This is a genomic window from Rubellimicrobium rubrum (assembly GCF_006152115.1).
Taxonomy (GTDB): domain Bacteria; phylum Pseudomonadota; class Alphaproteobacteria; order Rhodobacterales; family Rhodobacteraceae; genus Rubellimicrobium; species Rubellimicrobium rubrum.
On record NZ_VDFU01000037.1, the window covers coordinates 1 to 26959 of the forward strand.

Annotated in this window: 25 protein-coding genes; 7 read left to right on the forward strand and 18 right to left on the reverse strand. The window is 64.6% G+C overall.

The genetic code is table 11. The annotated features are described in order from the left end of the window. Positions 1–637: 637 nt before the first annotated feature. Genes mutT through FHG66_RS18960 form a run of 3 tightly spaced genes read right to left on the reverse strand, consistent with a single transcriptional unit; the run spans position 638 to position 3253 of the window. A complete protein-coding gene (gene mutT, locus FHG66_RS18950) occupies positions 638–1054 on the reverse strand; it encodes an 8-oxo-dGTP diphosphatase MutT (RefSeq protein ID WP_281282972.1) in 417 nt (138 codons plus the stop codon). Beyond that, on the reverse strand, positions 1051–2268 hold the full coding sequence (gene argJ, locus FHG66_RS18955; protein ID WP_139078620.1) for a bifunctional glutamate N-acetyltransferase/amino-acid acetyltransferase ArgJ: 1218 nt from the start codon (positions 2266–2268) through the stop codon (positions 1051–1053). Before argJ ends, mutT begins: the two co-directional genes overlap by 4 nt. Before the next feature lies 1 nt (position 2269). Continuing rightward, entirely contained in the window at positions 2270–3253 is a 984-nt protein-coding gene (locus tag FHG66_RS18960; RefSeq protein WP_139078621.1) for a peptidylprolyl isomerase, read from the reverse strand. A 191-nt stretch (positions 3254–3444) separates the two neighbouring features. On the opposite strand from FHG66_RS18960, the gene secA reads away from it, so the two are divergent. Continuing rightward, entirely contained in the window at positions 3445–6222 is a 2778-nt protein-coding gene (gene secA, locus FHG66_RS18965) for a preprotein translocase subunit SecA (protein ID WP_139078622.1), read from the forward strand. 358 nt (positions 6223–6580) lie between these two features. On the opposite strand, the gene radC is transcribed toward secA, so the two are convergent. From radC to dnaK, 3 genes are all read right to left on the reverse strand, one after another. Further along, a complete protein-coding gene (radC, locus tag FHG66_RS18970) occupies positions 6581–7345 on the reverse strand; it encodes a RadC family protein (protein ID WP_139078623.1) in 765 nt (254 codons plus the stop codon). A 128-nt stretch (positions 7346–7473) separates the two neighbouring features. Continuing rightward, positions 7474–8631: a molecular chaperone DnaJ gene (gene dnaJ, locus FHG66_RS18975; RefSeq protein ID WP_139078624.1), complete on the reverse strand. Its 1158-nt coding sequence runs from the start codon at positions 8629–8631 to the stop codon at positions 7474–7476. A 79-nt stretch (positions 8632–8710) separates the two neighbouring features. Further along, entirely contained in the window at positions 8711–10621 is a 1911-nt protein-coding gene (gene dnaK, locus FHG66_RS18980; RefSeq protein ID WP_139078625.1) for a molecular chaperone DnaK, read from the reverse strand. Positions 10622–10828: 207 nt separating this feature from the next. On the opposite strand from dnaK, the gene FHG66_RS18985 reads away from it, so the two are divergent. After that, entirely contained in the window at positions 10829–11434 is a 606-nt protein-coding gene (locus FHG66_RS18985; protein ID WP_139078626.1) for an alpha-ketoglutarate-dependent dioxygenase AlkB family protein, read from the forward strand. A gap of 54 nt (positions 11435–11488) precedes the next feature. Here the strand turns inward: FHG66_RS18985 and FHG66_RS18990 are convergent, their stop codons facing one another. Continuing rightward, a complete protein-coding gene (locus FHG66_RS18990; RefSeq protein WP_139078627.1) occupies positions 11489–12103 on the reverse strand; it encodes a COG3650 family protein in 615 nt (204 codons plus the stop codon). A 177-nt stretch (positions 12104–12280) separates the two neighbouring features. Between FHG66_RS18990 and cysQ the strand changes: the two genes are divergently transcribed. The 3 genes from cysQ to FHG66_RS19005 all read left to right on the forward strand — a co-directional run bounded on the left by cysQ (position 12281) and on the right by FHG66_RS19005 (position 14861). Next, entirely contained in the window at positions 12281–13078 is a 798-nt protein-coding gene (gene cysQ / locus FHG66_RS18995) for a 3'(2'),5'-bisphosphate nucleotidase CysQ (protein WP_139078628.1), read from the forward strand. Beyond that, on the forward strand, positions 13078–13875 hold the full coding sequence (locus FHG66_RS19000) for a 3-deoxy-manno-octulosonate cytidylyltransferase (RefSeq protein WP_139078629.1): 798 nt from the start codon (positions 13078–13080) through the stop codon (positions 13873–13875). The genes cysQ and FHG66_RS19000 overlap by 1 nt, the downstream gene beginning before the upstream one ends. A 92-nt stretch (positions 13876–13967) precedes the next feature. After that, entirely contained in the window at positions 13968–14861 is an 894-nt protein-coding gene (locus FHG66_RS19005) for a UTP--glucose-1-phosphate uridylyltransferase (protein ID WP_139078630.1), read from the forward strand. Between the two features lie 108 nt (positions 14862–14969). Here the strand turns inward: FHG66_RS19005 and FHG66_RS19010 are convergent, their stop codons facing one another. The 8 genes from FHG66_RS19010 to treZ form a co-directional block, all read right to left on the reverse strand. Next, positions 14970–15437: a PTS sugar transporter subunit IIA gene (locus tag FHG66_RS19010; RefSeq protein ID WP_139078631.1), complete on the reverse strand. Its 468-nt coding sequence runs from the start codon at positions 15435–15437 to the stop codon at positions 14970–14972. A 10-nt stretch (positions 15438–15447) separates the two neighbouring features. Beyond that, positions 15448–16077, reverse strand: coding sequence for a ribosome hibernation-promoting factor, HPF/YfiA family (hpf, locus tag FHG66_RS19015; RefSeq protein ID WP_139078632.1), 630 nt, complete (start codon positions 16075–16077; stop codon positions 15448–15450). 147 nt (positions 16078–16224) lie between these two features. Then, the gene (gene lptB, locus FHG66_RS19020) at positions 16225–17028 is read right to left on the reverse strand and encodes an LPS export ABC transporter ATP-binding protein (protein WP_139078633.1); all 804 of its coding nucleotides are present in this window, start codon (positions 17026–17028) and stop codon (positions 16225–16227) included. Beyond that, a complete protein-coding gene (locus FHG66_RS19025; RefSeq protein WP_139078634.1) occupies positions 17025–17507 on the reverse strand; it encodes an LptA/OstA family protein in 483 nt (160 codons plus the stop codon). Before FHG66_RS19025 ends, lptB begins: the two co-directional genes overlap by 4 nt. Further along, a complete protein-coding gene (gene lptC / locus FHG66_RS19030; RefSeq protein ID WP_139078635.1) occupies positions 17507–18142 on the reverse strand; it encodes an LPS export ABC transporter periplasmic protein LptC in 636 nt (211 codons plus the stop codon). Before lptC ends, FHG66_RS19025 begins: the two co-directional genes overlap by 1 nt. Before the next feature lie 5 nt (positions 18143–18147). Then, positions 18148–19119, reverse strand: a complete 972-nt coding sequence (locus tag FHG66_RS19035; RefSeq protein ID WP_139078636.1) for a KpsF/GutQ family sugar-phosphate isomerase — start codon at positions 19117–19119, stop codon at positions 18148–18150. After that, positions 19109–19720, reverse strand: a complete 612-nt coding sequence (locus FHG66_RS19040) for a ribonuclease D (protein ID WP_139078637.1) — start codon at positions 19718–19720, stop codon at positions 19109–19111. The genes FHG66_RS19035 and FHG66_RS19040 overlap by 11 nt, the downstream gene beginning before the upstream one ends. A gap of 67 nt (positions 19721–19787) precedes the next feature. After that, positions 19788–21593 carry a malto-oligosyltrehalose trehalohydrolase gene (treZ, locus tag FHG66_RS19045; RefSeq protein WP_139078638.1) on the reverse strand — a complete coding sequence of 602 codons (1806 nt, stop codon included), beginning with the start codon at positions 21591–21593 and terminating at the stop codon, positions 19788–19790. Positions 21594–21770: 177 nt separating this feature from the next. Between treZ and FHG66_RS19050 the strand changes: the two genes are divergently transcribed. Then, entirely contained in the window at positions 21771–22022 is a 252-nt protein-coding gene (locus tag FHG66_RS19050; protein ID WP_139078639.1) for a hypothetical protein, read from the forward strand. 362 nt (positions 22023–22384) lie between these two features. On the opposite strand, the gene FHG66_RS19055 is transcribed toward FHG66_RS19050, so the two are convergent. The 3 genes from FHG66_RS19055 to FHG66_RS19065 form a co-directional block, all read right to left on the reverse strand. Then, entirely contained in the window at positions 22385–23653 is a 1269-nt protein-coding gene (locus tag FHG66_RS19055) for a glycosyltransferase family 2 protein (protein WP_176556341.1), read from the reverse strand. A gap of 14 nt (positions 23654–23667) precedes the next feature. Beyond that, the gene (locus FHG66_RS19060; RefSeq protein WP_139078641.1) at positions 23668–24525 is read right to left on the reverse strand and encodes a glycosyltransferase family 2 protein; all 858 of its coding nucleotides are present in this window, start codon (positions 24523–24525) and stop codon (positions 23668–23670) included. 977 nt (positions 24526–25502) lie between these two features. After that, on the reverse strand, positions 25503–26054 hold the full coding sequence (locus tag FHG66_RS19065; RefSeq protein ID WP_139078642.1) for a cyanophycin synthetase family protein: 552 nt from the start codon (positions 26052–26054) through the stop codon (positions 25503–25505). Between the two features lie 462 nt (positions 26055–26516). On the opposite strand from FHG66_RS19065, the gene FHG66_RS19070 reads away from it, so the two are divergent. Continuing rightward, entirely contained in the window at positions 26517–26702 is a 186-nt protein-coding gene (locus FHG66_RS19070) for a hypothetical protein (protein WP_139078643.1), read from the forward strand. The last annotated feature ends 257 nt before the right edge of the window (positions 26703–26959 follow it).

Sequence of the window (26959 nt, forward strand, 5' to 3'; positions counted from 1 at the left end):
CCCCGTCAGGCACCCAAGAGAGAGAGGCCGCCGGCCTCTCTCTCGCTTTGAGGGCAAGACGATGCGGGCCGCAAGCTGGAAGGGCGACCCAGATTCTTCTACTGCTCGGAACAAGCAGACCGTGTGAGTCAAGCAAAGCCATGCACAGGCTCGGACATGCCAGGATGACGTCGGCCCGAGCAGTCTGAACCGTGCTTGCGATCACACCGACGGCCCCGGACCTCTGATCTGGTCGAGGGTCATCGGGGGAGCGGGCAGGACGTTTCCGTCAGCACCGCAGGATGATCCTGGCCTACAATGCTTGACGGAAGTTTGATGATCCTTGGGCTTATTTTCGGATCAGCCATACTGCGCCAAGGCGTGGGACTGACCACAGGATCAGGCTGCTTGCGGCAAGGGCCGTCAGACCGGAAAACCCTTGTACACTTTGTTATCGACCCGAATGATCACACGCCCATCCTCCAACTGGCGAACGAGCAGCCCTTGTACCGACACGCAGGTACCGATTTGGATTGTACGCAGCATCTGGACCCTCCCAGGACAGGCTTGCGCTCTCAGACTCGCATATCCCATGTTAATGCGACATTAAAATCCGGACCTGACCTGTCAATTATGGGAGAGTGTCGCCGCGCAGTGTCTAGAGCCAGTCCCGGAGGATGGGAACCAGGGGCAGATCGGCCGGAGGCATGGGGTAGTTTCGCAGATCCTGGGCTCTGACCCAGGCCAAAACCTGGCCCTCGCGCGGCTGTGGGGTTCCCTGCCAGCGTCTGCATATGAACAATGGCATCAGCAGGTGAAAGGCTTCGTAGTCGTGGCTCGCAAAGGTCAGCGGTGCGAGGCAGGATGCCTGCGTATCAACGCCAAGCTCCTCCCGCAACTCGCGGATGAGGGCAACTTCGGGGGTTTCGCCGGCCTCGAGTTTGCCGCCCGGAAACTCCCACAGGCCGGCCATGGACTTGCCTGCAGGACGCTGGGCCAGCAGGATGCGGCCGTCCCCGTCGATGAGGGCGACAGCCGCAACCAGGAGCAATGGCTTCGGGGCTTGGTGAGTCACGATCGGTAGTCGGCGTTGATGTCGATGTAGCCATGGGTGAGATCGCAGGTCCACACGGTAGCCGCGCCCGATCCGATGCCCAAGTCCACGCCGATGATCAGTTCCTGACGCTTCATGTAAGCCGAGGCGTCCTCCTCGGAGTAGTCGGGGGCACGAAAGCCGTCGCGCGCCACGACGATGTCTCCGAAGCGGATCGACAGCCGGTCGCGGTCGGCGTGGGCCCCGGACTTTCCGACAGCCATCACGATCCGGCCCCAATTGGCATCCTCACCGGCTACGGCCGTCTTAACCAGGGGAGAGTTAGCAATTGCCATGCCGATCTTGTGAGCTTCGGCCTCGTTCATGGCCCCGGTCACCTGGATCTCGAGCAACTTCTGTGCCCCTTCGCCGTCCCGGACCACCTGCAGCGCCAGATTGTGGAACACTGCCTCGAGGGCCTGCGCAAAGGCTGCCTGACCAGAAGCATCCACCCCCGACGCGCCTGTGGCCGCTACGAGGAGAGTATCCGAGGTGGAGGTGTCGCTGTCCACGGTGATGCGGTTGAAGGTTCGGTTGCAGGCTGCCGCGGTCACCGCTTGCAGTTCCTCGTGACCGATGCGGGCATCCGTGAACACATAGACCAGCATCGTCGCCATGTCGGGCGCGATCATGCCCGACCCTTTGGCGATGCCAGCGATCCGCACCCGACCTTCGGGCAACTCGATCTCTGCCCCAGCTCCTTTGGGGAAGGTGTCGGTGGTCATGATGGCGCGCGCGGCGGCTTCGATCCCATGGGGGTCGAGAGCATCGCGTAGGGCAGGGACCGCGTCCGCGATCCGTTGCCAAGGCAGTGGCTCCCCGATTACGCCAGTCGAGGACGTGAAGACCCGAGACGCAGGCATCTGAAGGGCATGAGCCACGGCGTTGCAGATCCCATCAACCGCCTCTTCACCAAGACGTCCCGTAAACGCGTTGGAGTTGCCGGAATTGATCAGGAAGGCTGCCTGGCCGCCCTCGGCGTATTCGAGTTTGTCCTGGCAGTCCCGCACCGGCGCCGACCGCGTGGACGACCTGGTAAAGGCTCCCGCCACCACGGCATCGTCTATCACGGCGAGCATGACGTCCGTGCGGCCTTTGTAGCGGACCCCGGCGGCGGCTGATGCGAAACGGACCCCCCCGATGACGGGGAGGTCCGGAAAACGGGCGGGCGCCAGGGGCGAGACCTTTGTGCCCAACTCAGTCCTCGAGAAGCGAAGTGTCGTTCAGGACGGCGGGATCGAACTGCCCCGGCTGCGGCTTGGTAACCTGACCCGCAGCTTCGAGTTCGCTGAGGCGGGCCTGAATGGCTTCCTGCTGGATCTGCGCCTCGAGTTCGGCCCGGACGTCCTCCAGGGCCGGCGCCTCCTGGGGACGAGTCTCGTTCAGCCGGATGATATGCCAGCCGAACTGGGACTGCACCGGAGCCGACAGCTGGCCGGGCTGAAGGCCAGAGACGCCCTGCTCGAACTCGGGCACCATCATGCCGGGCCCGAACCAGCCCAATTCGCCGCCCTGAGAGCCCGAGCCGGTGTCGGTCGACACTTCCTTGGCAACGTCCTCGAACGCCTCGCCCGCATTGATGCGGTCAACGGCGGCCGTGGCTTCCTCTTCCGAGGCAACGAGAATGTGGGATGCATTCCACTCGTTCGCGGGCTCCATGCTGCCATACTGGGCGTCATAGGCGGCCTGGAGGGCTTCCTCGCTGACGGCAGTCCCGGCAATGTCGCCGATGACCTCGTTGGCGAGCAACGAGCGGCGCTGGTTCGCCAAGGCGATGTCCACGGCGGCCGAAGGCTCGGTGGCGGTCTGTGCCAGCAGTTCCTGCTGGACGAGTTGATCGACCACGGCCCCGAACAGCACATCCGGAGGAAGCTGCTGGTACTGGGGCGGAAGCTGGCGAACGGCGATCAGCAGTTCCCCCACCGTGATGTCGGTGCCGTTCACGCTGGCCACGACCGTGTCGCGGGTCACGTCGGTCGCGGGCTGGGCCGTGGCCTCGCCTGCCGGAGCCTCGGTTGCCGCCTCACCGGCCGGAGCCGCGTCGGCCGCAGGCTCGGTCGTGGCCGCTTCGGGCGTTTCGACGGCCGGTGCCTCCTGCGTCGCATCCTGGGCGGCGACTGGCAGGGCCAGGGTCAAAGCCAGGACCGAGACGGTCTGGAGGAGCAAGAGCGGTTTCAGCATGGAACGAAGCCTTGATCGGGCGGCCCCATGGGCCGCGTTGACAGCAGGACGGCCCCCCCTTATGTCCGCTGACGGCCCGAGGGGGCAACACCGGCCCCATCTAGGGCGGGCGCGCGCGGGCCACAAGGAACCTCCTCACACATCGGCGGGAGTCCCGGTCCGGCGGGCGCGGACACAGGACGAGGACGACGATCATGGGTTTGGGCACGCTCGCGCGGAGCATCTTCGGCACCCCGAACGACCGCAAGGTCAAGTCGGTCCGCCCCCTCGTGGAGGCGATCAACGCCCGCGAGACCGAGATCAAGGCGCTGAGCGACGACGGCCTGAAGGAACGCACGGCCGGCCTCCGAGAGCGGGCTCGCGCCGGCGAGGATCTGGACCGGCTTCTTCCTGAAACCTTTGCCCTGGTCCGCGAGGCAGCCTGGCGGGCCCTTGGGCTCCGGGCCTTCGACGTTCAGCTCGTGGGCGGGATCTTCCTTCACCAAGGCAACATCGCGGAGATGAAGACCGGCGAGGGCAAGACCCTGGTCGCGACGTTCCCGGCGACCCTGAATGCCTTGGCCGGGAAGGGCGTCCACGTCGTGACGGTGAACGATTATCTGGCCCGGCGCGACGCCGAGTGGATGGGCAAGGTCTATGGCATGCTCGGCCTGACCACCGGGGTCGTCGTCCCCCATCAGCCCGACGCCGAGAAGCGGGCCGCCTACCAGGCCGACATCACCTATGCGACGAACAACGAACTGGGGTTCGACTACCTCCGCGACAACATGAAGTCGGAGCTGTCGCAGATGGCTCAGCGTGGCCACAACTATGCCATCGTGGACGAGGTGGACTCCATCCTCATCGACGAGGCGCGCACGCCGCTGATCATCTCGGGCCCCTCACAGGACCGTTCTGACCTTTACATCCGCGTAGACAAGCTCATCCCGCTGCTGCCCGAGGCCGGTTACACGGTCGACGAGAAGACCCGTAACGTCACCTTCACCGACGAGGGCAACGATGTTCTCGAGGAGAAGCTGCGAGAGGCGGGGCTGCTGCCCGAGACGCAGAGTCTTTATGACCCCGAGTCCACGACCCTGGTGCACCACGTCAACCAGGCTCTCCGGGCTCACAAGCTCTACCAGCGCGACAAGGACTACATCGTTCGTGATGGCAAGGTGGTGCTCATCGACGAGTTCACTGGCCGCATGATGATCGGGCGCCGCTTGTCGGACGGCTTGCATCAGGCCATCGAAGCCAAGGAAGAGGCCAAGATCGAGCCCGAGAACATCACGCTCGCCTCGGTGACCTTTCAGAACTACTTCCGCCTATACGGCAAGCTGGCCGGAATGACGGGCACCGGCCTGACCGAGGCTGACGAGTTCCGCGAGATCTACGGCCTGGGTGTGGTGGAGATCCCGACGAACCGCCCCGTCGCGCGCAAGGACGAGCATGACGCGGTCTACCGCACGGCGCGCGAGAAGTATCAGGCCATCGTGAACGCCATCCGCGATGCGCATGAGCGTGGGCAGCCGATCCTTGTCGGCACCACCTCGATCGAGAAGTCCGAGATGCTGTCGAACCTTCTCAAGAAAGAGGGGATTCCGCACAACGTCCTCAACGCCCGAGAGCACGCCCGCGAGGCGCAGATCGTCGCCGAGGCGGGTCAGCCAGGCGCAGTGACCATCGCCACCAACATGGCCGGCCGCGGCACCGACATCCAGCTTGGTGGCAACGTCGAGATGAAGGTGCTGGAGGCCCTGGCCGCCGATCCCGAGGCGCACCCCGACGAGGTTCGCGCCCGCATCGAAGCCGAGCACGCTTCGGACAAGGACCGGGTGAAGCAGGCTGGCGGCCTTTATGTCTTGGCGACCGAACGCCATGAGAGCCGGCGTATCGACAACCAGCTTCGCGGTCGTTCCGGCCGTCAGGGTGATCCCGGACGGTCGTCGTTCTTCCTGTCGCTGGAAGACGACCTCATGCGGATCTTCGGGTCCGAGCGGCTCGACAAGGTGCTTTCCACCCTTGGCATGAAGGAAGGCGAGGCCATCGTCCACCCTTGGGTCAACAAGTCGCTCGAGCGCGCGCAGGCCAAGGTCGAAGGGCGCAACTTCGACATCCGCAAGCAGCTTCTCAAGTTCGACGACGTGATGAACGACCAGCGCAAGGTCATCTTCGCCCAGCGCCGGGAGATCATGGAATCCAAGGACGTGAACGAGATCGTGGCCGACATGCGCCATCAGGTCGTCCAGGATCTAGTCGACGACTTCATGCCGCCGCGTTCCTACCCCGAGCAGTGGCAGGCCGAGGCTTTGCATGAATCCGTAAAGCTGAAGCTGGGGCAGGATCTGCCGGTGCTTGGCTGGGCAGCCGAGGAAGGCGTCGATCAGGACGCCGTCCGCGAGCGCATCATCGATGCCACGGACAAGTTCATGGCCGAGAAGGAAGCAGGCTTCGGTCCCGATACGATGCGCAGCATCGAGAAGCAGGTTCTTCTGCAGACCATCGACGCCAAGTGGCGTGATCACCTTCTTCGACTGGAGCATCTGCGCTCCGTGGTGGGATTCCGGGGTTACGCGCAGCGGGACCCTCTCAACGAGTACAAGACCGAAAGCTTCCAGCTGTTCGAGAAACTGCTCGATGGGCTGCGTGAGGAAGTGACCCAGAAGCTGTCCGTGCTGCGGCCGATGACTGCCGAGGAAAGCCAGGCCATGATGCAGAACCTGCTGCAACGCCGCCAGCAGGCGACAGCGGCGGCGGGGCAGGGCGCACCGGCACCCGCGACACCTGCCGCGGCTCCGGCGGGTACGATCCGGATGGCGGCTCCTGCGTTGGTGACGCCAGAAGGGCTTGAGGTGCAAGCGTCCCCAAGCGAGCCTCGCGAAGGCTTCGATGCCGAGGATCCGAACACTTGGGGCAATCCCGGCCGTAACGACCCTTGCCCTTGCGGCTCCGGCAAGAAGTTCAAGCACTGTCACGGGGCCTTCTGAGGCACGTCGCCCAGTTCCCGGGAATTGCTGGTTCCCCGCGAGGCTGTTTCACGTGAAACCTATGCGGGGGACTACATCGCCCTTGGAGCCTTGAGTGACACTGCACTCGCTTTGCCCTCGAAGGCGCTGATTGCATGATCAGAGCGGCCCAGCAGCTTATCAGAAACCGAAGGCCGGTAAGGCATCCTGGACAGCCGAACTGGATCGTCAGATCCCGGACGGTGACATGGCCTTCCGCCTGTTGGCAGGGCTAATGAGATCTCGGGAGCGGGCACCGCCAACAGGGTGAGGCACCCTGTTCTTTGCAGAAAGCCTCTGCGTTCGAAGCGGGGATCAATACCCGACGGCGGCCAAAATATCAGAGCAAACCTTCAGCCCTGAAGCTCAGTTCCCGCTCGCGCCCGATGATCAGATGATCATGCAGGGTGAGGCCCAGCGCCTGTGCAGCAGCCTCGATCTGCGCTGTCATGTCGATGTCGGCCTTTGACGGGGTCGGATCGCCCGAGGGGTGGTTGTGGACAAGGATCAAGGCGCTTGCATTCAGTTCCAGAGCGCGCTTGACGACCTCCCTAGGATAGACCGGGACATGATCGACAGTCCCGCGCGCCTGCTCCTCGTCCGCGATCAGGACGTTCTTGCGGTCAAGAAAGAGAACCCGGAACTGCTCCTGTTCCCGATGGGCCATCACGGTGTGGCAGTAGTCCAGAAGCTGTGCCCAACTTGAGACCACGTGCCGTCGCAACACGCGCGCACGTGCCATCCGATGAGCAGCCGCTTCCACGATCTTCAGTTCGGTTGCCACGGCTGGCCCAGCCCCGGGAACCGACAACAGACGGGGCAGGGGGGCGGACAGCACCGAAGCGAAGTCGCCAAAGGTCTCGAGCAGCCGCCGTGCCAAGGGCTTCACATCCTGCCGAGGAATGGCGCGGAACAGCACAAGCTCCAGCATCTCATAGTCTGGCAGCGCCGTTGCTCCGCCGTCGAGGAAGCGCTGTCGCAGCCGCGCCCGATGGTCGGCAATGTAGGATGGGAGCTTGGCCCCGGCGATCGGAACGGGCTCAGCCTCGTCGCCATCCATCGGGAAAAGCGCCAGAGTATCGGAAAGGCCAGGGGAATGTGTCATGCCGACCAAGGTGCCGCACCCTGGTTAAAGAGGTATAAAACCAAAGCGCGCCAAGCCAACAACCTTGGACATGCTTGGCTAAAGACCTGAGCCGGGGCGCAACCGCATCGACAGCGCCCCGGTCGCTATCAGCCTTTCATCGAGTCCCAGAAGCTCTTGACCGTCGAGAAGAACCCCGCGCTCTGCGGATTGTTCTTCTGCTCGGACAGCTTGTCGAGCTCCCGCAGCAGTTCCTTCTGCCGCGCCGTCAGGTTCACCGGAGTCTCGACCACGAGCTCTATGAACATGTCGCCCACATCCTTGGAGCGGAGCACGGGCATCCCCTTGCTGCGGAGGCGCATCTGGCGGCCCGTTTGGGATCCTTCCGGGATCTTCACGCGTGCACGCCCGCCGTCGATGGTCGGCACCTCGATGTCGCCGCCCAGCGCCGCTATCACCATGGAGACGGGAACGCGGCAATGCAGGTCGGCTCCGTCGCGGACGAAGATCGAGTGCTCCCGCACCTCCACGAAGATGTAGAGATCCCCCGTGGGGCCGCCGCGCATCCCTGCCTCGCCTTCGCCGGCCAGCCGGATTCGCGTCCCGGTCTCGACGCCGGCCGGGATGTTGACCGAGAGCGTCTTCTCCTTCTCCACCCGTCCTGCGCCATGGCAGTTCTTGCAGGGGTTCTTGATCGTCTGCCCCAGGCCGTTGCAGGTGGGGCAGGTCCGCTCAACGGTGAAGAAACCCTGCTGTGCACGGACTTTGCCGATGCCGGAGCAGGTCGGACAGGTCTGCGGCTCGGACCCGCCTTCGGCTCCGCTGCCCTTGCACACGCCGCAGGTCACGGCGGTCGGCACCTGGATCGTCTTCTGAAGGCCGGCATACGCCTCCTCGAGAGAGATCCGCAGGTTGTAGCGCAGGTCGTTACCCCGTGCCGCCGCTCGCGCGCGTCCTTGGGCGCCCCGCGCACCCATGATGTCGCCGAACAGATCGTCGAATACATCCGAGAAGGCGCTCGCGAAATCGCCGTTCGGACGGAAGCCGGCATTGCCCGGACGTCCTCCGCCGCCCATGCCTCCGTCGAAGGCTGCATGACCGAAGCGGTCGTAGGCTGCCTTCTTCTGCTCGTCCTTCAGGACCTCGTAGGCCTCGTTCACTTCCTTGAACTTGGCCTCGGCCTGCGGGTCCTCGGTGTTGCGGTCGGGGTGCAACTCCTTGGCCTTGGCCCGATAGCCCTTCTTGATCTCCTCGGGAGAGGCGCCCCGGGTCACACCCAAGGTTTCGTAGTAATCGCGTTTAGCCATCGTACCATCCTCTAACCCCTGAAACGAAAGCGGCCGGCCCACAACGGGGCCGGCCTTCTCGGGTCAGGAGGCCCGCCCCTCAGCGGCCCCGCTTGTCCTCGCCCAGATCCTCGAAGTCGGCATCCATGACGTTGTCGTCGTCCTGGTCGCGACCTGCGGGACCTTCGTCGCCGTCCGGTCCTTCGGCGGCTTGCGCCTTGTAGATCGCCTCGCCCAGCCGCATCGCAGCCTCGGTGACGTTCTGGATGCCGGACCGGATCTTGCCGGAGTTGTCGCCCTCGACCTCGTCCTTGAGCGCCGCGACGGCCAGTTCGATCGCCTCGACCGTGGACGGATCGACCTTGGAGCCATGCTCCTTGAGCGACTTCTCGGTCGAATGGATGAGCGACTCGGCCTGGTTCTTGGCCTCGATCAGCTCACGCCGCTTCTTGTCGGCTTCGGCATTCGCCTCGGCGTCCCGGACCATCTTCTCGATCTCGGCGTCGGACAGCCCGCCCGAGGCTTGGATGGTAATCTTCTGCTCCTTGTTCGTGCCCTTGTCCTTGGCGGACACGGAGACGATGCCGTTGGCGTCGATGTCGAAGGTGACCTCGATTTGCGGCATGCCGCGCGGGGCAGGCGGGATGTTCTCCAGGTTGAACTGGCCCAGCATCTTGTTGTCCGCAGCCATCTCGCGCTCACCCTGGAAGACGCGGATCGTCACGGCGTTCTGGTTGTCCTCGGCCGTGGAGAAGATCTGCGACTTCTTGGTCGGAATCGTCGTGTTGCGGTCGATGAGACGGGTGAACACGCCACCCAGCGTCTCGATGCCCAGCGACAGCGGCGTCACATCGAGCAGCACCACGTCCTTGACGTCGCCCTGCAGCACGCCCGCCTGGATGGCAGCGCCCAGCGCAACGACCTCGTCGGGGTTGACGCCCTTGTGGGGCTCCTTACCGAAGAACTTGGTCACTTCCTCGACGACCTTGGGCATGCGGGTCATGCCGCCCACCAGCACCACTTCGTCGATGTCGGACGTGGTGACACCCGCATCCTTCATCGCCGCCTGGCAAGGCTTCAGCGAGGCCTTGATGAGGTCGTTCACAAGCGACTCAAGCTTGGCACGCGTCAGCTTCATTACAAGGTGCAGCGGCTGGCCATTGGCCATGGAAATGAAGGGCTGGTTGATCTCGGTCTGAGACGTGCTCGACAGCTCGATCTTGGCCTTCTCGGCGGCTTCCTTGAGCCGCTGAAGGGCCATCTTGTCGCGGGTCAGGTCGACGCCATGCTCCTTTTTGAACTCCTCGGCGAGGTAGCTCACGATGCGCATGTCGAAGTCTTCGCCACCCAGGAAGGTGTCGCCGTTCGTCGACTTCACCTCGAAGAGGCCGTCGTCGATCTCGAGGATGGTCACGTCGAACGTGCCACCGCCGAGGTCGTAGACGGCGATGGTCTTGGTGTCCTTCTTGTCGAGGCCGTAAGCCAGCGCGGCCGCGGTCGGCTCGTTGATGATCCTGAGGACCTCAAGGCCAGCGATCTTGCCCGCGTCCTTGGTCGCTTGGCGCTGTGCGTCGTTGAAGTAGGCGGGTACCGTGATAACGGCCTGCGTCACTTCTTCGCCGAGGTAGGATTCAGCGGTTTCCTTCATCTTTTGCAGGATGAAGGCGGAGATCTGCGACGGGGAATACTTCTGGCCCCGCGACTCGACCCAGGCGTCGCCGTTGCCGCCGTCCACGATCTTGTAGGGGACGAGCTTCTTGTCCTTTTCGACTTCCGCATCGGTGGTGCGGCGGCCGATGAGGCGCTTGACGGCGAAGATGGTGTTCTCGCTGTTCGTCACGGCTTGGCGCTTGGCGGGCTGTCCGACAAGGCGTTCGTTGTCCGTGAAGGCGACGATCGAGGGGGTCGTGCGGGCCCCTTCCGAGTTCTCGATGACGCGAGGCTGCGAGCCGTCCATGATCGCCACGCAGGAGTTTGTGGTGCCGAGGTCGATCCCGATCACTTTGGCCATGGTCAAATCCCTTTCAGGCGGTTTGAGCGTGGGGGCCCTGAACAAAGGCGCCCCCCATATGGTTGATGGGTGTTGCGGGCGGGGCGGCCCCGCCGCGGACGGAAGGTATATAAGAGGGGGGTTTTTGCCATGCAACCACGGTGCGCGGCAACTCTGCAGTGAAATTCAGCAGGTGGCATACATGCCCAGCGATCATCGGGGACCCTGATGCGAACCATGCTTGATCTTCGGGGCGTGAGGGTCTGGCCAGGTTTTCTGAGCCGGCCGGAGCAGGACACGCTGCTGGCCGGCATCCTGTCGGTCATGGAGGCCGCGCCGCCGTTCCACCCTGTCACGCGCTGGGGCAAGGCCATGAGCGTGGCCATGACCTCGGCCGGGCGGTTCGGCTGGTTCTCGGACCGGCGCGGCTATCGTTACGAGGAGCGGCACCCCTCCGGCCAGTCCTGGCCCCCCATCCCGGATGCGGTGCTTCGCGTCTGGGAGGCCGTCGCCCCTGACGCCCGTGCCCCGGAATGTTGCCTCATCAACCTTTACCGGTCCGGCGCACGTATGGGCCTCCACCAGGACCGGGACGAGGCGGACCTGTCGCAGCCCGTCGTGTCCATCTCGTTGGGCGACGAGGCGCTGTTCCGCGTGGGCGCGCTGGAGCGCGGCGGCTCGACCGAGTCAGTCTGGCTTCGTTCCGGCGACGTGGCCGTGATCGGCGGCTCAGCGCGACTGGTTCACCATGGCATCGACCGCGTGCGGGATGGCAGTTCGGACCTGATTCCGGGCGGGGGACGGATCAACCTCACGCTCAGGGTAGTGACCTGAGAAGCGCGGCCTGGGTCCGGTGCCGGTCGGCCCTGCCGGGTATCGCCGGCCGGCTTACTGCGACGACAGCGTGCAGCAGCCCTCCAGGAAGGTGTCTCCGCGATTCCAGACCAAGGCCGAGAAGCCGTAGGGCCTGTCGCTCATGCCGTCTGAGCAGGCTTGGCGGATCACCGTGAGGTCCAGGGTCTCGCCCCCGGCATCGAAGGCCGCCACCGCTCCCGTACTGCCCCCCGCCTCTCCGTGCTGGCGCAGGGGACGCTCGCCCTGATCGGGCGTCTCGAAGATCGCGCCATCCTTGGACAGGCGAAGCGACCAGAAAGGTTCGGTCCCCAAGCAGCGGAGCGGGCGTGGGACAGGCCGGGGATCGAAGGGCTCGGGCGAAAGAAAGCGCATCGCGGCCCAGGCCCGGCCTTCGGGCCGGGGGACGAGGCCCCAGCGCCCATCAGGCGACAGGGACAGCACCTCGATCCCATGGGCATCCGGGGGTAGCGTGCCCATGACGGGCGCCGACGGATCAGGGCGCTCGCGGAGGTTCAGGACGTCGTTCGGGGCGACATCCGTTACCCCAAAGCGCCCCGGCAGGTCTTGGGCGGTTGCCGCCGTCGAAAACGCCAGGGCGATTGCGATGGCCACCCAACGCAGCTGCCTGTGGACAGTGGTATGAGCCATGGAACCCTCCATTCGGTTCAGTGCCAAGCCCCTGTTCCTATACGGGACCTCTGCCAGGCAGTCTCGAACCCCGGACATCCTTGCCGATTTCCTGCGTTCGCACCATAAGGACCGCGCATCCCCGCATCAACGGCCCCCCAGCCATGGGCCCGCAACACCGGGACGGAGGGCTCCCTCATGGACTTCGATCGGCTTTGCGAGGCCATGCGCCGCCTCGCTCTCGAGGCAGGCGACGCGATCATGGAGATCTATCAGTCTCCCGAGATGGACGTCTCGTTCAAGTCGGACGCCTCACCCGTGACCGCCGCCGACCTCGCCGCCGACCGGATCATCTCCGACGGCCTGCGCGCCGCCTTTCCCGAGATCCCGCTCGTCACCGAGGAGCAGGCCGCCACCCATGGCGCGCTCCTGGGCGACTTCCTGATTGTGGACCCTCTCGACGGCACCAAGGAGTTCGTGCAGCGCCGGGGCGACTTCACCGTGAACATCGCTTTTGTCCGTGACGGCACGCCTATCCGGGGCGTCGTCTATGCTCCTGCCAAGGAACGGCTCTTCTACACCAACGCGGTCGGCGACTCGGTGGAGGAGGACGGCACCCGGGACTCCAGCCGCGTCGGCCTGTCCCTGCCGATCCGCGTGGCCGAGCCCGACAACCGCTCGCTCCGCGTGGTGGCTTCCAAGAGCCATCGCGACCAGGCCACGGAGGCCTACGTCGCCAGGTACCAGGTTGCGGACTTCAAGAGCGCGGGATCCTCTCTCAAGTTCTGCCTCGTGGCGAGCGGGGAAGCCGATCTTTACCCCAGGCTGGGTCGCACCATGGAATGGGATACCGCAGCGGGACAGGCCGTGCTCCTGGGTGCCGGAGGGCGGGTTGTGCGCTTCGACGATCATACCCCGCTGGGTTACGGCAAGCCGGGCTACGAGAACCCCTTCTTCATCGCCCATGCCCCGGGCGTCGCGCTGAAGTTCGGCTGATGTCCGTCCTTCTGGTCATTCCGGCCCGCTACGCCTCGACCCGGTATCCGGGCAAGCCGCTCGTTCCGCTGCGCGGCGCCACTGGCGAGGCCAAGAGCCTCGTCCGCCGCTCCTGGGAGGCGGCGATGGCCGTTGCAGGGGTGGACCGGGTCGTCGTGGCGACGGAAGATGAGCGTATCTGCGCTCATGCCATGTCCTTCGGAGCCGAGGTGGTGATGACCTCTGATCTGCATCGCAATGGCACGGAGCGCTGCGCCGAGGTGCTGGACGCGCTGGGCGGCTACGATCTGGTGGTCAACCTGCAAGGCGACGCTCCGCTCACCCCAGCCTGGTTCGTCGAGGACCTCGTGACGGGCCTGGGACTCGTGCCCGACATGCAGGTGGCGACGCCGGTCCTGCGGATGGATGGTGCCGCCTTGGCGGGCTTCCGCGAGGATCGGCGCATGGGGCGGGTCGGCGGGACGACGGCCGTCTTCGGCGTGGATGGACGGGCGCTCTATTTCTCCAAGGAAGTCATCCCCTACACGGGGCGCGACTATGTGTCCGGCGAAGTCACGCCCGTCTTTCACCATGTTGGCGTCTATGCCTATCGGCCCGAAGCCCTGTTATCCTACGGGCGCTGGGAGCCGGGCCCCTTGGAGACCCTGGAGGGTCTCGAGCAGCTTCGCTTTCTCGAGAACGGGACGCCGTTGCTGTGCGTCGAAGTAGATTCGCGCGGCCGCGAGTTCTGGGAATTGAACAATCCGTCCGATTCGCCCAAAATCGAGGCTATGATGGCTACAATGGGCCTAGCTTAGGACATAGTTTTGCCCTGCTGCGCTGCAGCGTATTTGCCTCGCGGCCGTCTCGTGTTAGTTTCCGCACTGCAACAACCGGAGAAGGGGTAGAGATGCAGCGCAAGGTCACCAAGGCGGTCTTCCCGGTGGCGGGGCTGGGGACACGCTTCCTTCCAGCCACCAAGTCGGTCCCCAAGGAGATCATGACGCTCGTCGATCGGCCGCTTGTTCAGTACGCCATCGACGAAGCACGGGCCGCCGGCATTACCGACTTCATCTTCGTCACCGCCAAGGGCAAGAGCGCCCTCGAGGACTACTTCGACTGCTCGGCCGAGCTTGAGGCCAAGCTCGAGAAGGACGGCAAGTACGACCTTCTTGAGGCTCTCCGTTCCTCCAACATGGAATCGGGGGCCGTGGCTTACATCCGGCAGCACAAGGCGCTGGGCCTCGGCCATGCCGTGGGCTGCGCCCGCAAGCTCATCGGCAACGAGCCCTTCGCCGTGCTCCTGCCCGATGACGTGATCGCCGCCGAGAAGCCCTGCCTCCAGCAGATGGTCGAAGCCCATGCCGAGACCGGCGGCAGCGTGGTCGCTGCGATGGAAGTGCCGCTCGCCCGGGCATCCTCCTACGGGGTGCTCGACATCCAGGAGGACATGGGCAGCATCGTGTCGGTCAAGGGCATGGTAGAGAAACCCAAGGCGGGAACCGCGCCGTCGAACCTCGCTGTGATCGGACGCTACATCCTGTCGGCCGAGGTGATGAGCAACCTGGACAAGATCACTCCCTCGGCTGGCGGTGAACTGCAACTCACCGATGCCATCGCCATGGAGATCGCGCAGGGCAGGCCCGTCTATGGCTTCCGCTTCCGCGGCGAGCGCTTCGACTGCGGCTCCAAGGCCGGGTTCCTCCAAGCCACCGTCGCGTTCGGGCTGGCCCGCGACGACCTGCGTGACGAGTTCTCCGCGTATCTTCAGCAGATCGTGTCCATGCGGGAAGCGGCTCAGTAAGTTACGGAACCCAGGATCAGACAGATAGGGCCAGGACTTTTGGGAGTCCTGGCCCTTAGCGTTTTCAGGGCGCCCCCAGCGGCCGAGGGGCGTGAAAGCGGGAATCACTCAGGCCGCGAGGTTGCGCGGCCCGCTTTCCGTCAGGATGGTGTGCAGCGTGGCCGGGTCGCTGTTGGCGCGCAGCTTGGAGCAGATCGCAGGATCCCGCAGGGTGCGCGACACCAGGGCCAGAGCCTTGAGATGGTCCACCCCCGCCGAAGCGGGCGCCAGAAGGCAGAACACAAGGTCCACCGGTTGACGGTCCACCGCGTCGAAGTCCAGCGGACGTTCGAGCCGCATGAACAATCCGCGAACCCTGTCCAAGCCCGATAAGCGCGCATGGGGCAACGCCACCCCGTGGCCAACGCCCGTGGGGCCCAGCGCCTCCCGTTCCAGCAGGGCCTCGTTGACCTTGGCCGGATCGAGAGCCCAGCAGGATTGGGCCATCTCGGCCAGATCCTGAAACAGGCGCCGCTTGCTGGGCGAGCACGCCTGCACCTTGACGCCATCCGGCCTCAGTATTTCTGCGACTTGCATGGACCGTCCGTCAGCCTTGTACGGGTGAGCCGCCGGATTCGACGCGCGGGTCGATCCAGCCGATGTTGCCGTCCTCGCGCCGATAAACGACGTTGATGGCGCCGCCCTTCTCGTTGCGGAAGACAAGCACTGGCGCATGCGCCAGTTCCATCTGCATCACCGCCTCACCCACGGTGAGAGAGGGGACGCGCAACTCGGTTTCGGCGATGATCGTCGGTCCCGCCGGGGTGCCGTTCATCTCGTCATCGGCAGGCTCCGCATCAACATCGTCCGTGTCGTCCTCGTTAAAGGGCGCCAGCACGAAGGAACCGGCCGGAACGGTATCCACCGGCGTCGGACGTTCTTTGTGATGGTCCTTGAGACGGCGCTTGTGACGGCGGAGCTGCTTGGCCATCCGCTCGCGGGCGGCTTCGAAGGCGGCGTAGATATCCACGGCCTCGCCATTGGCCTGCGCGGTCAGCCCGGTCGAAAGGTGCACGAAGACCTCGCAGGCGAAGCCGTGGCCATCGCGTGAGAAGGTCACGGTCGCGTCCGTGGGTCGACCCGCATACTTGGCCGTGGACTCGGCCAGCGCCTGGTTGACGTGAGTCTGGAGGGCTTCGCCGATGTCGATGTCCTTGCCGCTGACTCGGATGCGCATGTCATCTCCTCGGATCGGACCGGCGGCCCCTCGGGACGGCCGGCAGTTGCAAAAGAGTCTCCTGGCCGCCGGGACGCGACATCGTCGGTCCCTGCCGCCGGAGCGCGTCGGTCGGGGCCTTCGCCCCTCTGGCGTCCGACGTCAAGGTCATGGGGTTCGCCGCCCCCCGACAAGGTTCAATCCCGCCGGTCGCCCGGCGTCGAGAGAGGTGCTGAAGCCCTGTCCCAGATAGACACGGCGCACCGCCTCGTCGCGGACGACTTCGGCCACGGTGCCGGACATCAGGACACGGCCGTCGTGCAGGATGTAAGCCCGGTCCACGAGCCCCAGCGTTTCGCGCACGTTGTGATCGGTGATGAGCACGCCGATGCCACGTTCCTTCAACCCTTCGACCAGCGCCCGGATCTCGCCCACGGCGATCGGGTCCACGCCCGCGAAGGGCTCGTCCAGAAGGACATAGGCAGGCCGCGCGGCGAGGCAACGCGCGATCTCCACCCGCCGCCGTTCCCCGCCCGACAAGGCAAGCGCGGGCGCGCGGCGCAGATGGGTGATCCCGAATTCGGACAGGAGTTCCTCAAGCCGGCCACGCCGGGCCTTGGGCCGCTCGGACAACTCCAGAATGGCCAGGATGTTCTCCTCGACCGTCAGCCCTCGGAAGATCGACATCTCCTGCGGCAGGTAGCCCAGCCCCAGCCGGGCGCGGCGGTACATCGGCAGCCCGGTGATGTCCTGGCCATCGAGGACGACCTGCCCGCCCTCAGGCGTGATCAGGCCCGCGATGGAGTAGAAGCAGGTGGTTTTGCCCGACCCGTTGGGGCCGAGCAGCGCCACGACCTCCCCCGGCGCGAGATCGAGGCTCACGTCGCGGATCACCGGGCGGCGGCGATAGCTCTTGCGGAGCGAGCGGACGGACAGGCCGGTGCGGGCAGGAGGCTCGGGCGCCGGGCTCATGGCGCAGCCTGCTGCCGGAGGATGGTGCGCACGTTGCCGTCCATCTGCGCGGTCCCGGCCGCGAGGTCCACCACCATGCGGTCCGCCGAGATGGCGCTGCCCGCCTGCGTGAGCAGCACCTCGCCCGTCAGCGTCAGGGTCTGGCCGGTCAGGTCGTAATCGGCGTCCTGCGCCTCGGCCGCCTCGGTCGGCGTCGCCAAGGTCACCCCGCCCGAGGCGAGAAGGCGGGCGATCTCGCCCGAGGCCTCGTCATAGCGCACTTCGACCGCGCTGGCCTGCAAGCGCAGATCGCCTTGGCCGATGACCACGCCCCCGGTGAAGGTCGCGGCCCCCGTCGCCTGATCCACGGTCAACGTCTCGGAGGTGACCTCGACCGGGGCCGACGGATCGGCCGAGAACCCGCCCAAGGCGACGTTCTGCGCCCTGGCCGCCCCCGGCAGGGTAAGGAGCGCGAACAGGATGGCGCGGGCGGAGATCATCAGGGGGCCTCGGTCGGGCGATGCGTCTGAGGTTCATATAGCAGTCGTACGCCCCCGTTGAACACCAGCCGCGAGCCTTTCCCTTCACCTTGCGTCAACAACAGGCCTCCGGCGTCCACCGTGCCGAACGGTGTCTCGGCCTGGACCGCCCCGGCGGTCGCCGTTCCGGTCTGCAGGTCGGCGGTCAGTTCGGGCGTATCCACTGTCGTGCCCGGTGACGCCTCGATCCGTACGCCCCCGGTCAGGCGCAGGCGACGGGATGCTCCGTCGACCTCGCCGGTCCCGGCGGTCAGGTGGGCCGTGCCACCGTCGGGGCTTTCGGTCTCGAGGATCGGGGCATCAAGGGCGAACAGATCCGTCCGTCCCCGGACGGGCATGAGTCGGTCGGCGGACAGGACCACGGTCGTCCCGTCCGGCGCCACCCCGGCGAGGCGCGGCCGGTCGATGCGCGGATCACGGGCGATCTCCTCCAGCCGGGCATAGGGGATCTCGCTCTGGCCCCCCGGCGCGCGGGCCAGGAGGAACACGGTGGACAGCAGAACGAGCGCCGCCAGCGGCAGCAGGATCTTGGCCCAGGCGATCGCACGGGTCCGGCGGCGGAACGGGATGCGCGGGGCCGGTCCCGGATTGGCCATGGGCGTCAGCCCAAGCCCGCGCGGAGGCAGTCGTGGATATGAAGAATGCCCTGCACGACGCCCGGTGCACCGGGGTCCACGACGAACAGGCAGGTGATCCGCCGGTCGTTCATGACAGCCACGGCTTCCTCGGCCAGCGCATCGGGGCCGATGGTCCTGGGCGCGCGGGTCATGACCTCGTCCGCCTTGTGAGACAGAAGCCCTTCCATATGCCGCCTAAGATCGCCGTCCGTGATGATGCCCGTCAGCCGACTACCGTCGTCGGTGACGCCCACCACGCCAAAACCTTTGTGGCTGATGACCAGGAGCGCTTCGGTCATAGGGGTGTCCCCGGCGACCAGGGGTACCGCTTCGCCCGTGTGCATCAGGGCCGACACCTTGGTCAGCCGCGCGCCCAAGCGACCTCCGGGGTGGAATGTGCGGAAATGCTCGGGCGTGAAGTCGCGCGCTTCCATCAAAGCGATGGCCAAGGCGTCCCCCAGGGCGAGCATCATGGTCGTGGACGTCGTGGGCACCACGCCGATCCCACAGGCTTCGGGCAGGAAAGGGAGGGGAAGCCGGATGTCGGCCTGCCGCATGAGCGAGGATTCGGCCCGGGCGGCCACCCCGATCAGAGGGATGCCGAAGCGGCGCGTGTGGGACACGAGATCCGCGAGTTCCGGCGTCTCGCCGGAGTTGGACAGGACCATGACCACGTCGCCCCGCAGCATCATGCCCAGATCCCCGTGCGAGGCCTCGGCAGGATGGACGAAATGGGCGGGCGTGCCCGTAGAGGCAAAGGTCGCCGCGATCTTGCGGGCGACGTGCCCCGACTTCCCCATGCCCGAGACGATCACCCGGCCACGGGCCTCGAGGATCGTCCCGACCGCCTGCGCGAACCCGCCGTCCAGGGTGCCCGCCAGGGTGGACAGCGCCTGCGCCTCCTCCCGGATTACACGGGCGGCCGTGGCGCGGGCACGGTCGAGATCAGTGGGCAAAGATGTCCACCTCGGGCCAGCCGGCAAGGTCGAGCCGGGCACGGGTGGGCAGGAAGTCGAAGCAGGCTTGGGCGATCCCTGTCCGCCCTTCGCGCGCGATGAGCCGGTCTAGCGCGTCCTTGAGGCGGTGGAGGTAGAGCACGTCCGACGCCGCGTAATCGAGCTGCGCGGGCGTCAGGGTTTCCGCGCCCCAGTCCGACTGCTGCTGCTGCTTGGAGATGTCGACGCTCAGAAGATCCTGCAGCAGGTACCTGAGCCCATGGCGATCGGTGAAGGTCCGCACGAGCTTGGAGGCGATCTTGGTGCAGTACACGGGCGCTGCGAGCACCTCGAACCTGTGGTCCAGAGCAGCAATGTCGAAGCGTCCGAAGTGGAAGAGCTTGAGCACCTTCGGATCCGTCAGCATCCGGCACAGGTTCGGAGCCTCCGTCTGGCCAGGGGCGACCTGAACGAGGTGGCAGTTCCCGTCGCCTCCCGACATCTGCACGAGGCAGAGCCGGTCGCGCCCTGGCACGAGGCCCATCGTTTCGCAGTCGATGGCGACCACAGGGCCGAGATGAAGGCCGTTTGGCAAGTCGCCCTTGTAAAGGTGGTTGGCCATGTCGCAGGCTCCCGATTGCTCGGGTCCGGTCCTAAGGCCAAGCCATGCCGGGTGCAACAGAGCGGGCTCAACGGGCGCTTCCATCCTCCTCGAGATAGACCGCCACCGGGTACGGGCCGTTCCCGTCCTCATGGGTGGCAAAGATGAGCGTGCCTTGGGCCCGGGGCAACTCGCGCGAGGTGCCGCCCAGGTTGGCCCGGAGGCGCAGCACTGCGCCGTTCAGCCGCCAATCGACCGCAATCGCGCCTTCGTCATGGGACAGGACCGTTCCGCAGCCCGGTCCGACGCCCTTGAGGTATGGCACGATTCTGTCTCGGCGCAGCGCGAGGAGTTCGCGGATCTCGGCCAGCTTGGCTTGGCCTTCAGGGCTCGTGCACCGCGTCCAATCAAGCCGCGACGCCTCGAAGGTGCTGGCGGCGTTGGGATCCGGCACGTGCGAAAGCGCCTCCTGTCCACCCCCGGCGAAGGCAGCGAAGGCGGCGAACTCGCGGCGGCGGCCTTCCCGCACGGCATCCGCCAGGTCACCCTGGAAATCGGTGAAGAAGCAGAAGGGCCGCGTCTCGCCATACTCCTCGCCCATGAACAGGAGCGGGACATGCGGCGACAGCAGCAGGATGGGTGTCAGCGCCCGTAGCATGTCGGCGCTGGCCAGCGTGGTCAGCCGCTCGCCAAAGGCCCGGTTGCCGACCTGATCGTGGTTCTGGAGGAAATCCACGAAGGCGGTGGGCGGCAGATGCCCACTGGGCTTTCCGCGCGGCTCTCCGGTCTGGGGCGCGACCTCGCCCTGATATGCAAAGCCCTCGGCCAAGGTGCGGGCGAGCAGATACCAGCGGTTATGGGCAAAGTCAGCGTAATAGCCGTCGCTCTCGCCGGTCGCGATGACATGGGCCACGTTGTGGAAGTCGTCGTTCCATTCTCCGTCATATCGCTGCGCCGTGCCGTCCGGTCCCCGCTCGTGAAGGTAGGTGACGTTGCGGTTGTCCTCGGTGGTGAGATAGACGGGACGATCTGTGATTTCGGCGCGGATGCGCTGGGCGATCTCCACCAGGATCTCGGGGTCCGAGGTGTCGCGGACATGGTCGACGGCATCGAGCCGCAGGCCGTCCAGCCGGAACTCTGTCAGCCAGGTCAGCGCGTTCTCGACGAAGAAACGCCGCACCGGGTCGCGCTCATAAGCAATGGCGGCGCCCCAGGGCGTGTGGCGGCTCTCGTCGTGGAAGGTCTTGGCGTAGAGGCTCAGGTAATTCCCGTCCGGTCCGAAATGGTTGTAGACCACATCGAGGATGACCATGAGCCCGTGCTCATGGGCGCTGTCCACGAAGTCGCGCAGATCGTCGGGTGTGCCATAGGCGTTGTGCGGCGCATAAAGGCAGACCCCATCGTAACCCCAGCCTCGTTGTCCCGCGAACTGGGCCACCGGCATCAACTCAATGACTGACACGCCAGTCGCGGCCAGATGCGGCAGCTTCGCCTTGGCTGCCGCAAAGGTGCCTTGCGGAGTGAAGGTGCCGATGTGGATCTCGTACAGGACGGCCTCCTCCCAGGGGCGGCCCCGCCAGTCGCTGCGCCAGCAGTAGCTGCGTGGGTCCACCAGACGCGACGGTCCATGGACGTCTCCTGCCATGGCGCGGGCCGCCGGATCGGGAATGGCGGTGCCGTCCGGGAGAATGAAGGAGTAGTCTGCACCCGCCGCCACATCGGCAACGACAAGCTCGAACCAGCCCTCACCAGCAGGCTCCATCATCCGGTCAAGCCCGTTCAGCCGAAGGGATAACGCGTTGAGGTCCGGGGCCCAGAGACGGAAGCGGGCTCGGCCGTCCTCCTGAAGCACGGCTCCCCAGCTTGTTTCGAACGAGGCACCCGGCCCGGTCATGTCGAGACTCCGTCAGGCATCGGCGCATCTGCGTGGGGAAGGGTCATGGCAGCCTCCGGCTGTGGCTCCGTGCAACCAGCGGCCCCCGTGAAGGTTCCCAAGCCCTTTGAGGCGATAGGCACGTTCCGCTGGGTTGCGCCACCAGATCTAAGATGTTTCAGCCGAAGCGCCTTAGAAATGACCGAATCCCAGGATAGCTCCGACCAAAAGCCGATGGAGGAAGCCATCATCATCGTCCATATCCTGACTGCCATAGCGGCAGGTATCGCCCTCAGCCTGACAGCGTTGCTGGCCGGGTCATCCGCTTGGCTGACCATCGCAGCTTACATCATCGGGGCGAATGGCGGACTGATTCTGAGCGTCTGCTTCAGCTTGATCCAGAGAACTGTATCAAGGAATGTAGCTACTGCAGTTCGCTTGGAAGCATAGCACCCCGGTGGGATCCTTCAGATCTAAGCTAGGCGGAACTGGCAATACGCCGCGGCTTCTTGAACTCGCTCCACCGGTTCTGTCGCGCAGATCGGCTCGGCGACGCGTTCAGTTAACTCCCAGGAGCATTCATGACGCATCTTGGTCAGGTTGTGCAAAGGGCTGTGGAACTGTGAAGGGCGGCGGTCGCAGCGTGGACTGTCCGGGTGCTGCAACCCCCGTCGGCGGTGACCGTGCCGATATGCTCCTCGGCTGGGACTAGGGACAGAGACGCTCGGGCGGAAACGTGGGCTTGGGCCTGTCGAGCCACCAACCCGCCTAGTCTGAAAGAGTCGTGTCACAAGACTTCTGCAGCAATGCGATCATTGTGCTAAATTGGCTTCCCTATTGCTAGGTAGACTTCTCACCTGGCCCCAAGGAGACAAATCTGCAACTTCAGTGAGCGCCGTGGCATCATCAGAGGAGTTGACCAGTCTGGAGCTGATTGCCAACTTCCGGCCCAGAATACCGGCGTAATCTGAGACGCCCAGAACGCTCCTCATAAACTGGGATGCATCGGCCTTCGGCTGACGATCCGACTGGCGGTATCGCCACAGCATGCCAAGCGCGAGATTGATGACAATGCTTTTTCCGATCTTGTTTGATCCGCGGTTGAGGAGATCGAGCCTGCCAACGATCTGGCCATCAAGGATGCCTGCGAAGCCGTGCTTTCCCGACACCGCCCGCCGACAGATATCCTGCTCTAGAGCTTGCAAAGGAACATCGGGAGAGATGCGGGCTGCAGCTTCGATATCCTCCAGCGCATGATGCCACAGGCCATGACGCGCCATGATAGCCGCCCTCTGCAGGCGCGCAGCGCGCAGAACCAGATCGTCCCGTGCCCCTTCCACCATGCCTTCATAGAAGTCCAGCGGGACTGCGGACCACAGATTCTCAAAGATCTTTGTGTCGAACTGCTTCCAAACATCCTCCGAGGATCCAGCAGAGTGGCGGATCGTGCCCGGGCCGCGCGCACTGTCGTGCTTTCGCTGTTCGAAGATGACGCTGTCGACATAAGAAAGGGTAGCCTGGATGGCCATGCGGACATACATCTCGTAGTCCTGGGACCGTAGGTATTCCTCGTTGAAGCCGCCTATCCGCTCATAGGCTGAACGGCGTGTCAGCGTGGCGTTGTGCATTGCGAACGCGTCTTCGAGTATATGCCGGGCCAGCGAGCCGCTGGACAGATCAGGCCAGTATCCTGTGCCCAGATCGACCTTTTCTCCGTCCTGCAAGCGGAATCTGGTATACTTGCCGAATACCACGTCAGCTCTGGTGGTCTCAGCTTGCTGGATCAAGGTGCGTACTGCGCCAATGCAGAGCAGGTCGTCGTCGTCACAGATCCAGATGTATTGGCCGTCCGTCATAGCAAGGCCGCGATTGAGCGCGGCCGACTTTCCCTTATTCTCTTGGGCAACATAGCGGACGGGCAAATCAAGAGCGTTGACGACCTCACCGGTGCCATCAGTCGACCCGTCATCGACCACGAGAACTTCGTCATCGTCCGTCATCTGCGCACAAATGGAGCGCAGAGACTCCTCGATCAGCGAAGCTCGGTTATAGGTGGGCATGATAAAGGATATGCGTGTCACTTGGAATCCAGTCCTCATGGCAAAGTTCCATAGTAGACTTCCATGGCCCTGATCTGCTCGTCGTTTCCTTTCTTGAGGAGGTTGTCGTTGGACAAAGCTACGCGTTGCGTCGACGGCCATTCTATCACGTCGAACCAGTCCCTTGCCCGCATATGAGTTCGGCCGGCACGTCGGGCCATCCAGAAGAACCAGATGTCATCACCCCGAGGGCAGAGCCGCATGAAATTGTCCTCGTTGAATACTTCGTGGTCGAAACTCTGTGGCGGATACAGGATCCCGCCAACGCCGGTTGGAAACAGGGCGTGGCGCTCGCTAGGGGCTTGCCGCTTGATTGTCGCAAGGTCCCATTGAGCATAGGGCATCAGGCTTCCATCGGGACTGCGTTGGGCCATGTGGACGCGCCCGCCCACAATCACGTCGGAGTTGCTTCTCGCTACGCTGACTAGGCTTTCCAGCCAACGAGGGGGATAATAGACGTCGTCATCTGCGGTCACGAGGTAGTGGTCTGCGCAATCCTGCAAGGTCGGGATCAGTTTCTTGTAAGATCCGATGTCCTTGCAGATCTGGATCGAGAGACCATGCGCTCTGAGTTCCGTGACCTCCTTGGGAAGAAGGGCTTCATCAGAGCGCGCGATCCACAGAATAACCCCATCAGCTTTGACCGTCTGGTCGATCAGGCTCCGGATCGTCTCCGCCAAATGAGGAAAGCGGGGTGGATAGCTGGTAAGCGTGATCAACAGCGGCGCGCTAAGCCCATGAGGTATCTTGCTCCTTACCAACGGAAACCGCGCCACCTTATATTGAGCCCTAAGTCTCAGCCATGACATCCGCGCTGCACGTAACGCGAGCTTGGCTCGATAGGTCCCGATCACCGAAGTTCTCCATCCGTGTCAGCAGATCGGATGGGGCTCCTTCTGCCGATCCTACCGATAACACCGCCGACGATCCTCAGGATCTCCGGTTCTGCTGCTTCAAGCTTACCGCTGACAACCCATGCCGTCGAGAGTGCTGCAGCGCAGAGGATGCCACCGGCCAGCATCAGCAGCGCAAGCGTAGCAGAGCTGACCTGATCGCCGCTTTTGAGTGCATAGGGCGCAAGCACATAGGTCAGATACGAAACATGCCCGGCGAGAGGACTAAGCTTCGAACTAACTGCGACATCCAGAACCTGCCATGGACCACGAGCGGGATCTTTCCGGTCCGGTCGATGGCGGTGCCCCCCGTCGAGAGGCTGGCCGTGGGCCGGAGATACATCACCTTTCCATGATCAGGCACGCTCGCCAGCGTCCGTCCACCCTGGGCAGGATGGCGTCCGACGCAATTGTCCAAGCTGATACGCGTCAGGACGCACTCATGTCTCTCGCCGTTCTGGTGGCCTCTAAGAGCGTGGCGATGGTACGCGTACCATCGCCTAGCATAGGCACCGATACCCGGTCGGCCACGGCGGCGACCTTTTCGCCGACCACCAGGATGCGGCCGTTGTACATTGACAGTGCTTCTCGGCGATGACCGCGCGACCGTGCTCGCGCGCCGCCCGAACCCCCAGCGCACGTCCCCGGGCGTGCGCCGGTCGATCTCGGCACCCCGGTCGTGGTTGCCGTCGAGCAGCTTGGTGAAGGCCGGATAGCTTAGGCGCTCGGCGGCTTGGACCGCGTCCTCGGGGGCCTGGACGACCTCCCCCTGCGGCACCGGCAGGGCGGCTTCGGACAGCAGCGTCTTGCTCAGGTCGTTGTCGCCCGCGATCGCGGATATTAGGCTCGCACCGATGCGCTTCTGGTTCCTGCCATGTCCGAGCTGGATCAGGCGCCACAGGTCAAGCCGCAGGGCCGGGATGCCGCCTCTGTGGGCCTCATGGATGATGCTCTGGTCCAGGGCCCCCAGCCCACCCAGCGGGCGAGCCGGATACGACGCTGCAGGGCCGCCGAGAGACCGAAGGGCCCATCGGCGAGCTCAGCCAGACGTCCAGCCCTTCGAAGGGCCGGACGCTGTCGGGCAGGAGGCTCTGCACGAGTTCGGAGGCATGGCGCCCCGCTAGAAGCCCGACCTCTTCCTCCTTGTAGGCGAACATGAGGTTGTAGACGCCAGGCCGTTCTTTGACCGAGCGCGTCTTGCCGCGCGTCATCGGGATCCTGGCCAAGGTATGAAGCTCAAACGTCACGTGCTCCGCCAAATGGCTGAGCCAGGTGCCCTCCTGCAGGCGCTCGTCCAGCCCGTCAGGCCGTCCGAGAGAGCAGCCGTGATTGTGTAGCCCCGGCAGGAGGGCAAGAAGCCTATCGGAAAATCCCTCGAGCCTGTTGGTAGGCCGGTTCTCTAGCCTATCCAAGTCGAGCTGGATGCGGATCATGGCTGTCTGGCTGAAAAGGTGCGGGTCGCGATAGATCGCGCGTTCCAACGCACGCATCGGCTGCGTCGCCCTCGCGACCACGCTTTTGATTAGACCGGCGTTCCAAGAAAGCCCCCGATTTCCTGGCGACCCTGCTCGACGGTATCAGTTGACATAGGTCCGCGGTCATCGTTCCAACGGCCAGAGGACACAGAATTTTCCAGGTCGCATAGGATGTTAATCTATATCCGGTAAGCAATGACCTGGGGCATGATGAAGGGGTGCAGGTTCAGGGCTACTACATCCACGCCCTTTCGCCATGGCTCTTGGTCGAAAGTGAGCAAGCGAGCCAGAACCAATCGCGCAACCCGGACGTTGTCTTTAACATGAGTTAAACGGGCTGGGTCATCGTCTTGAACTTATCACCTCGCAGCGTGGCTCCGTCTTGGCCACGAATTATACATCTTCCTATCATCAGCGGTCTGTCTTGGATGCGCGGGCTCGCACTCGTGGGGGCTTGGGACGCTCAGGAGAAGTGCCATGACGCGATATAACCACCAAGGACTGGACACCCGATCCGAGTTCATTGAGTCCGCTGGCATCGACGCCCTGATCCGGCCCTGCATCCACAAGGCTTTTCCTCTGCCCGCGGAGGACCACGCCAGCGACGACAGGTTCCGGCTGCTGCTGGACGCCTTGGCCCAGCGCAGCAGCAGAACCGGTTGAGCCAGCCCACAGGGGCGGGAAAGCATCCGGCGGGCCCTGGCCGGGCTGTCCTGAACAGCAAGCCTGGCCACGTTCAGGATCTTGTGGCTGGCGGGTCCAGTCGGCCTTAGAAAAGGTCGCCAAGGTCGCTGCAGCCTAACCTATGATGAAGACTCCGAGGACCACCGCCGCCATTCAAGCGATGGGCTGGTCTGCCCCCTGAAAAGTGGTCCTCCCTGAAGTAGGCTTTCGGGCCTGAGGAGGACGAAGGAATGCCC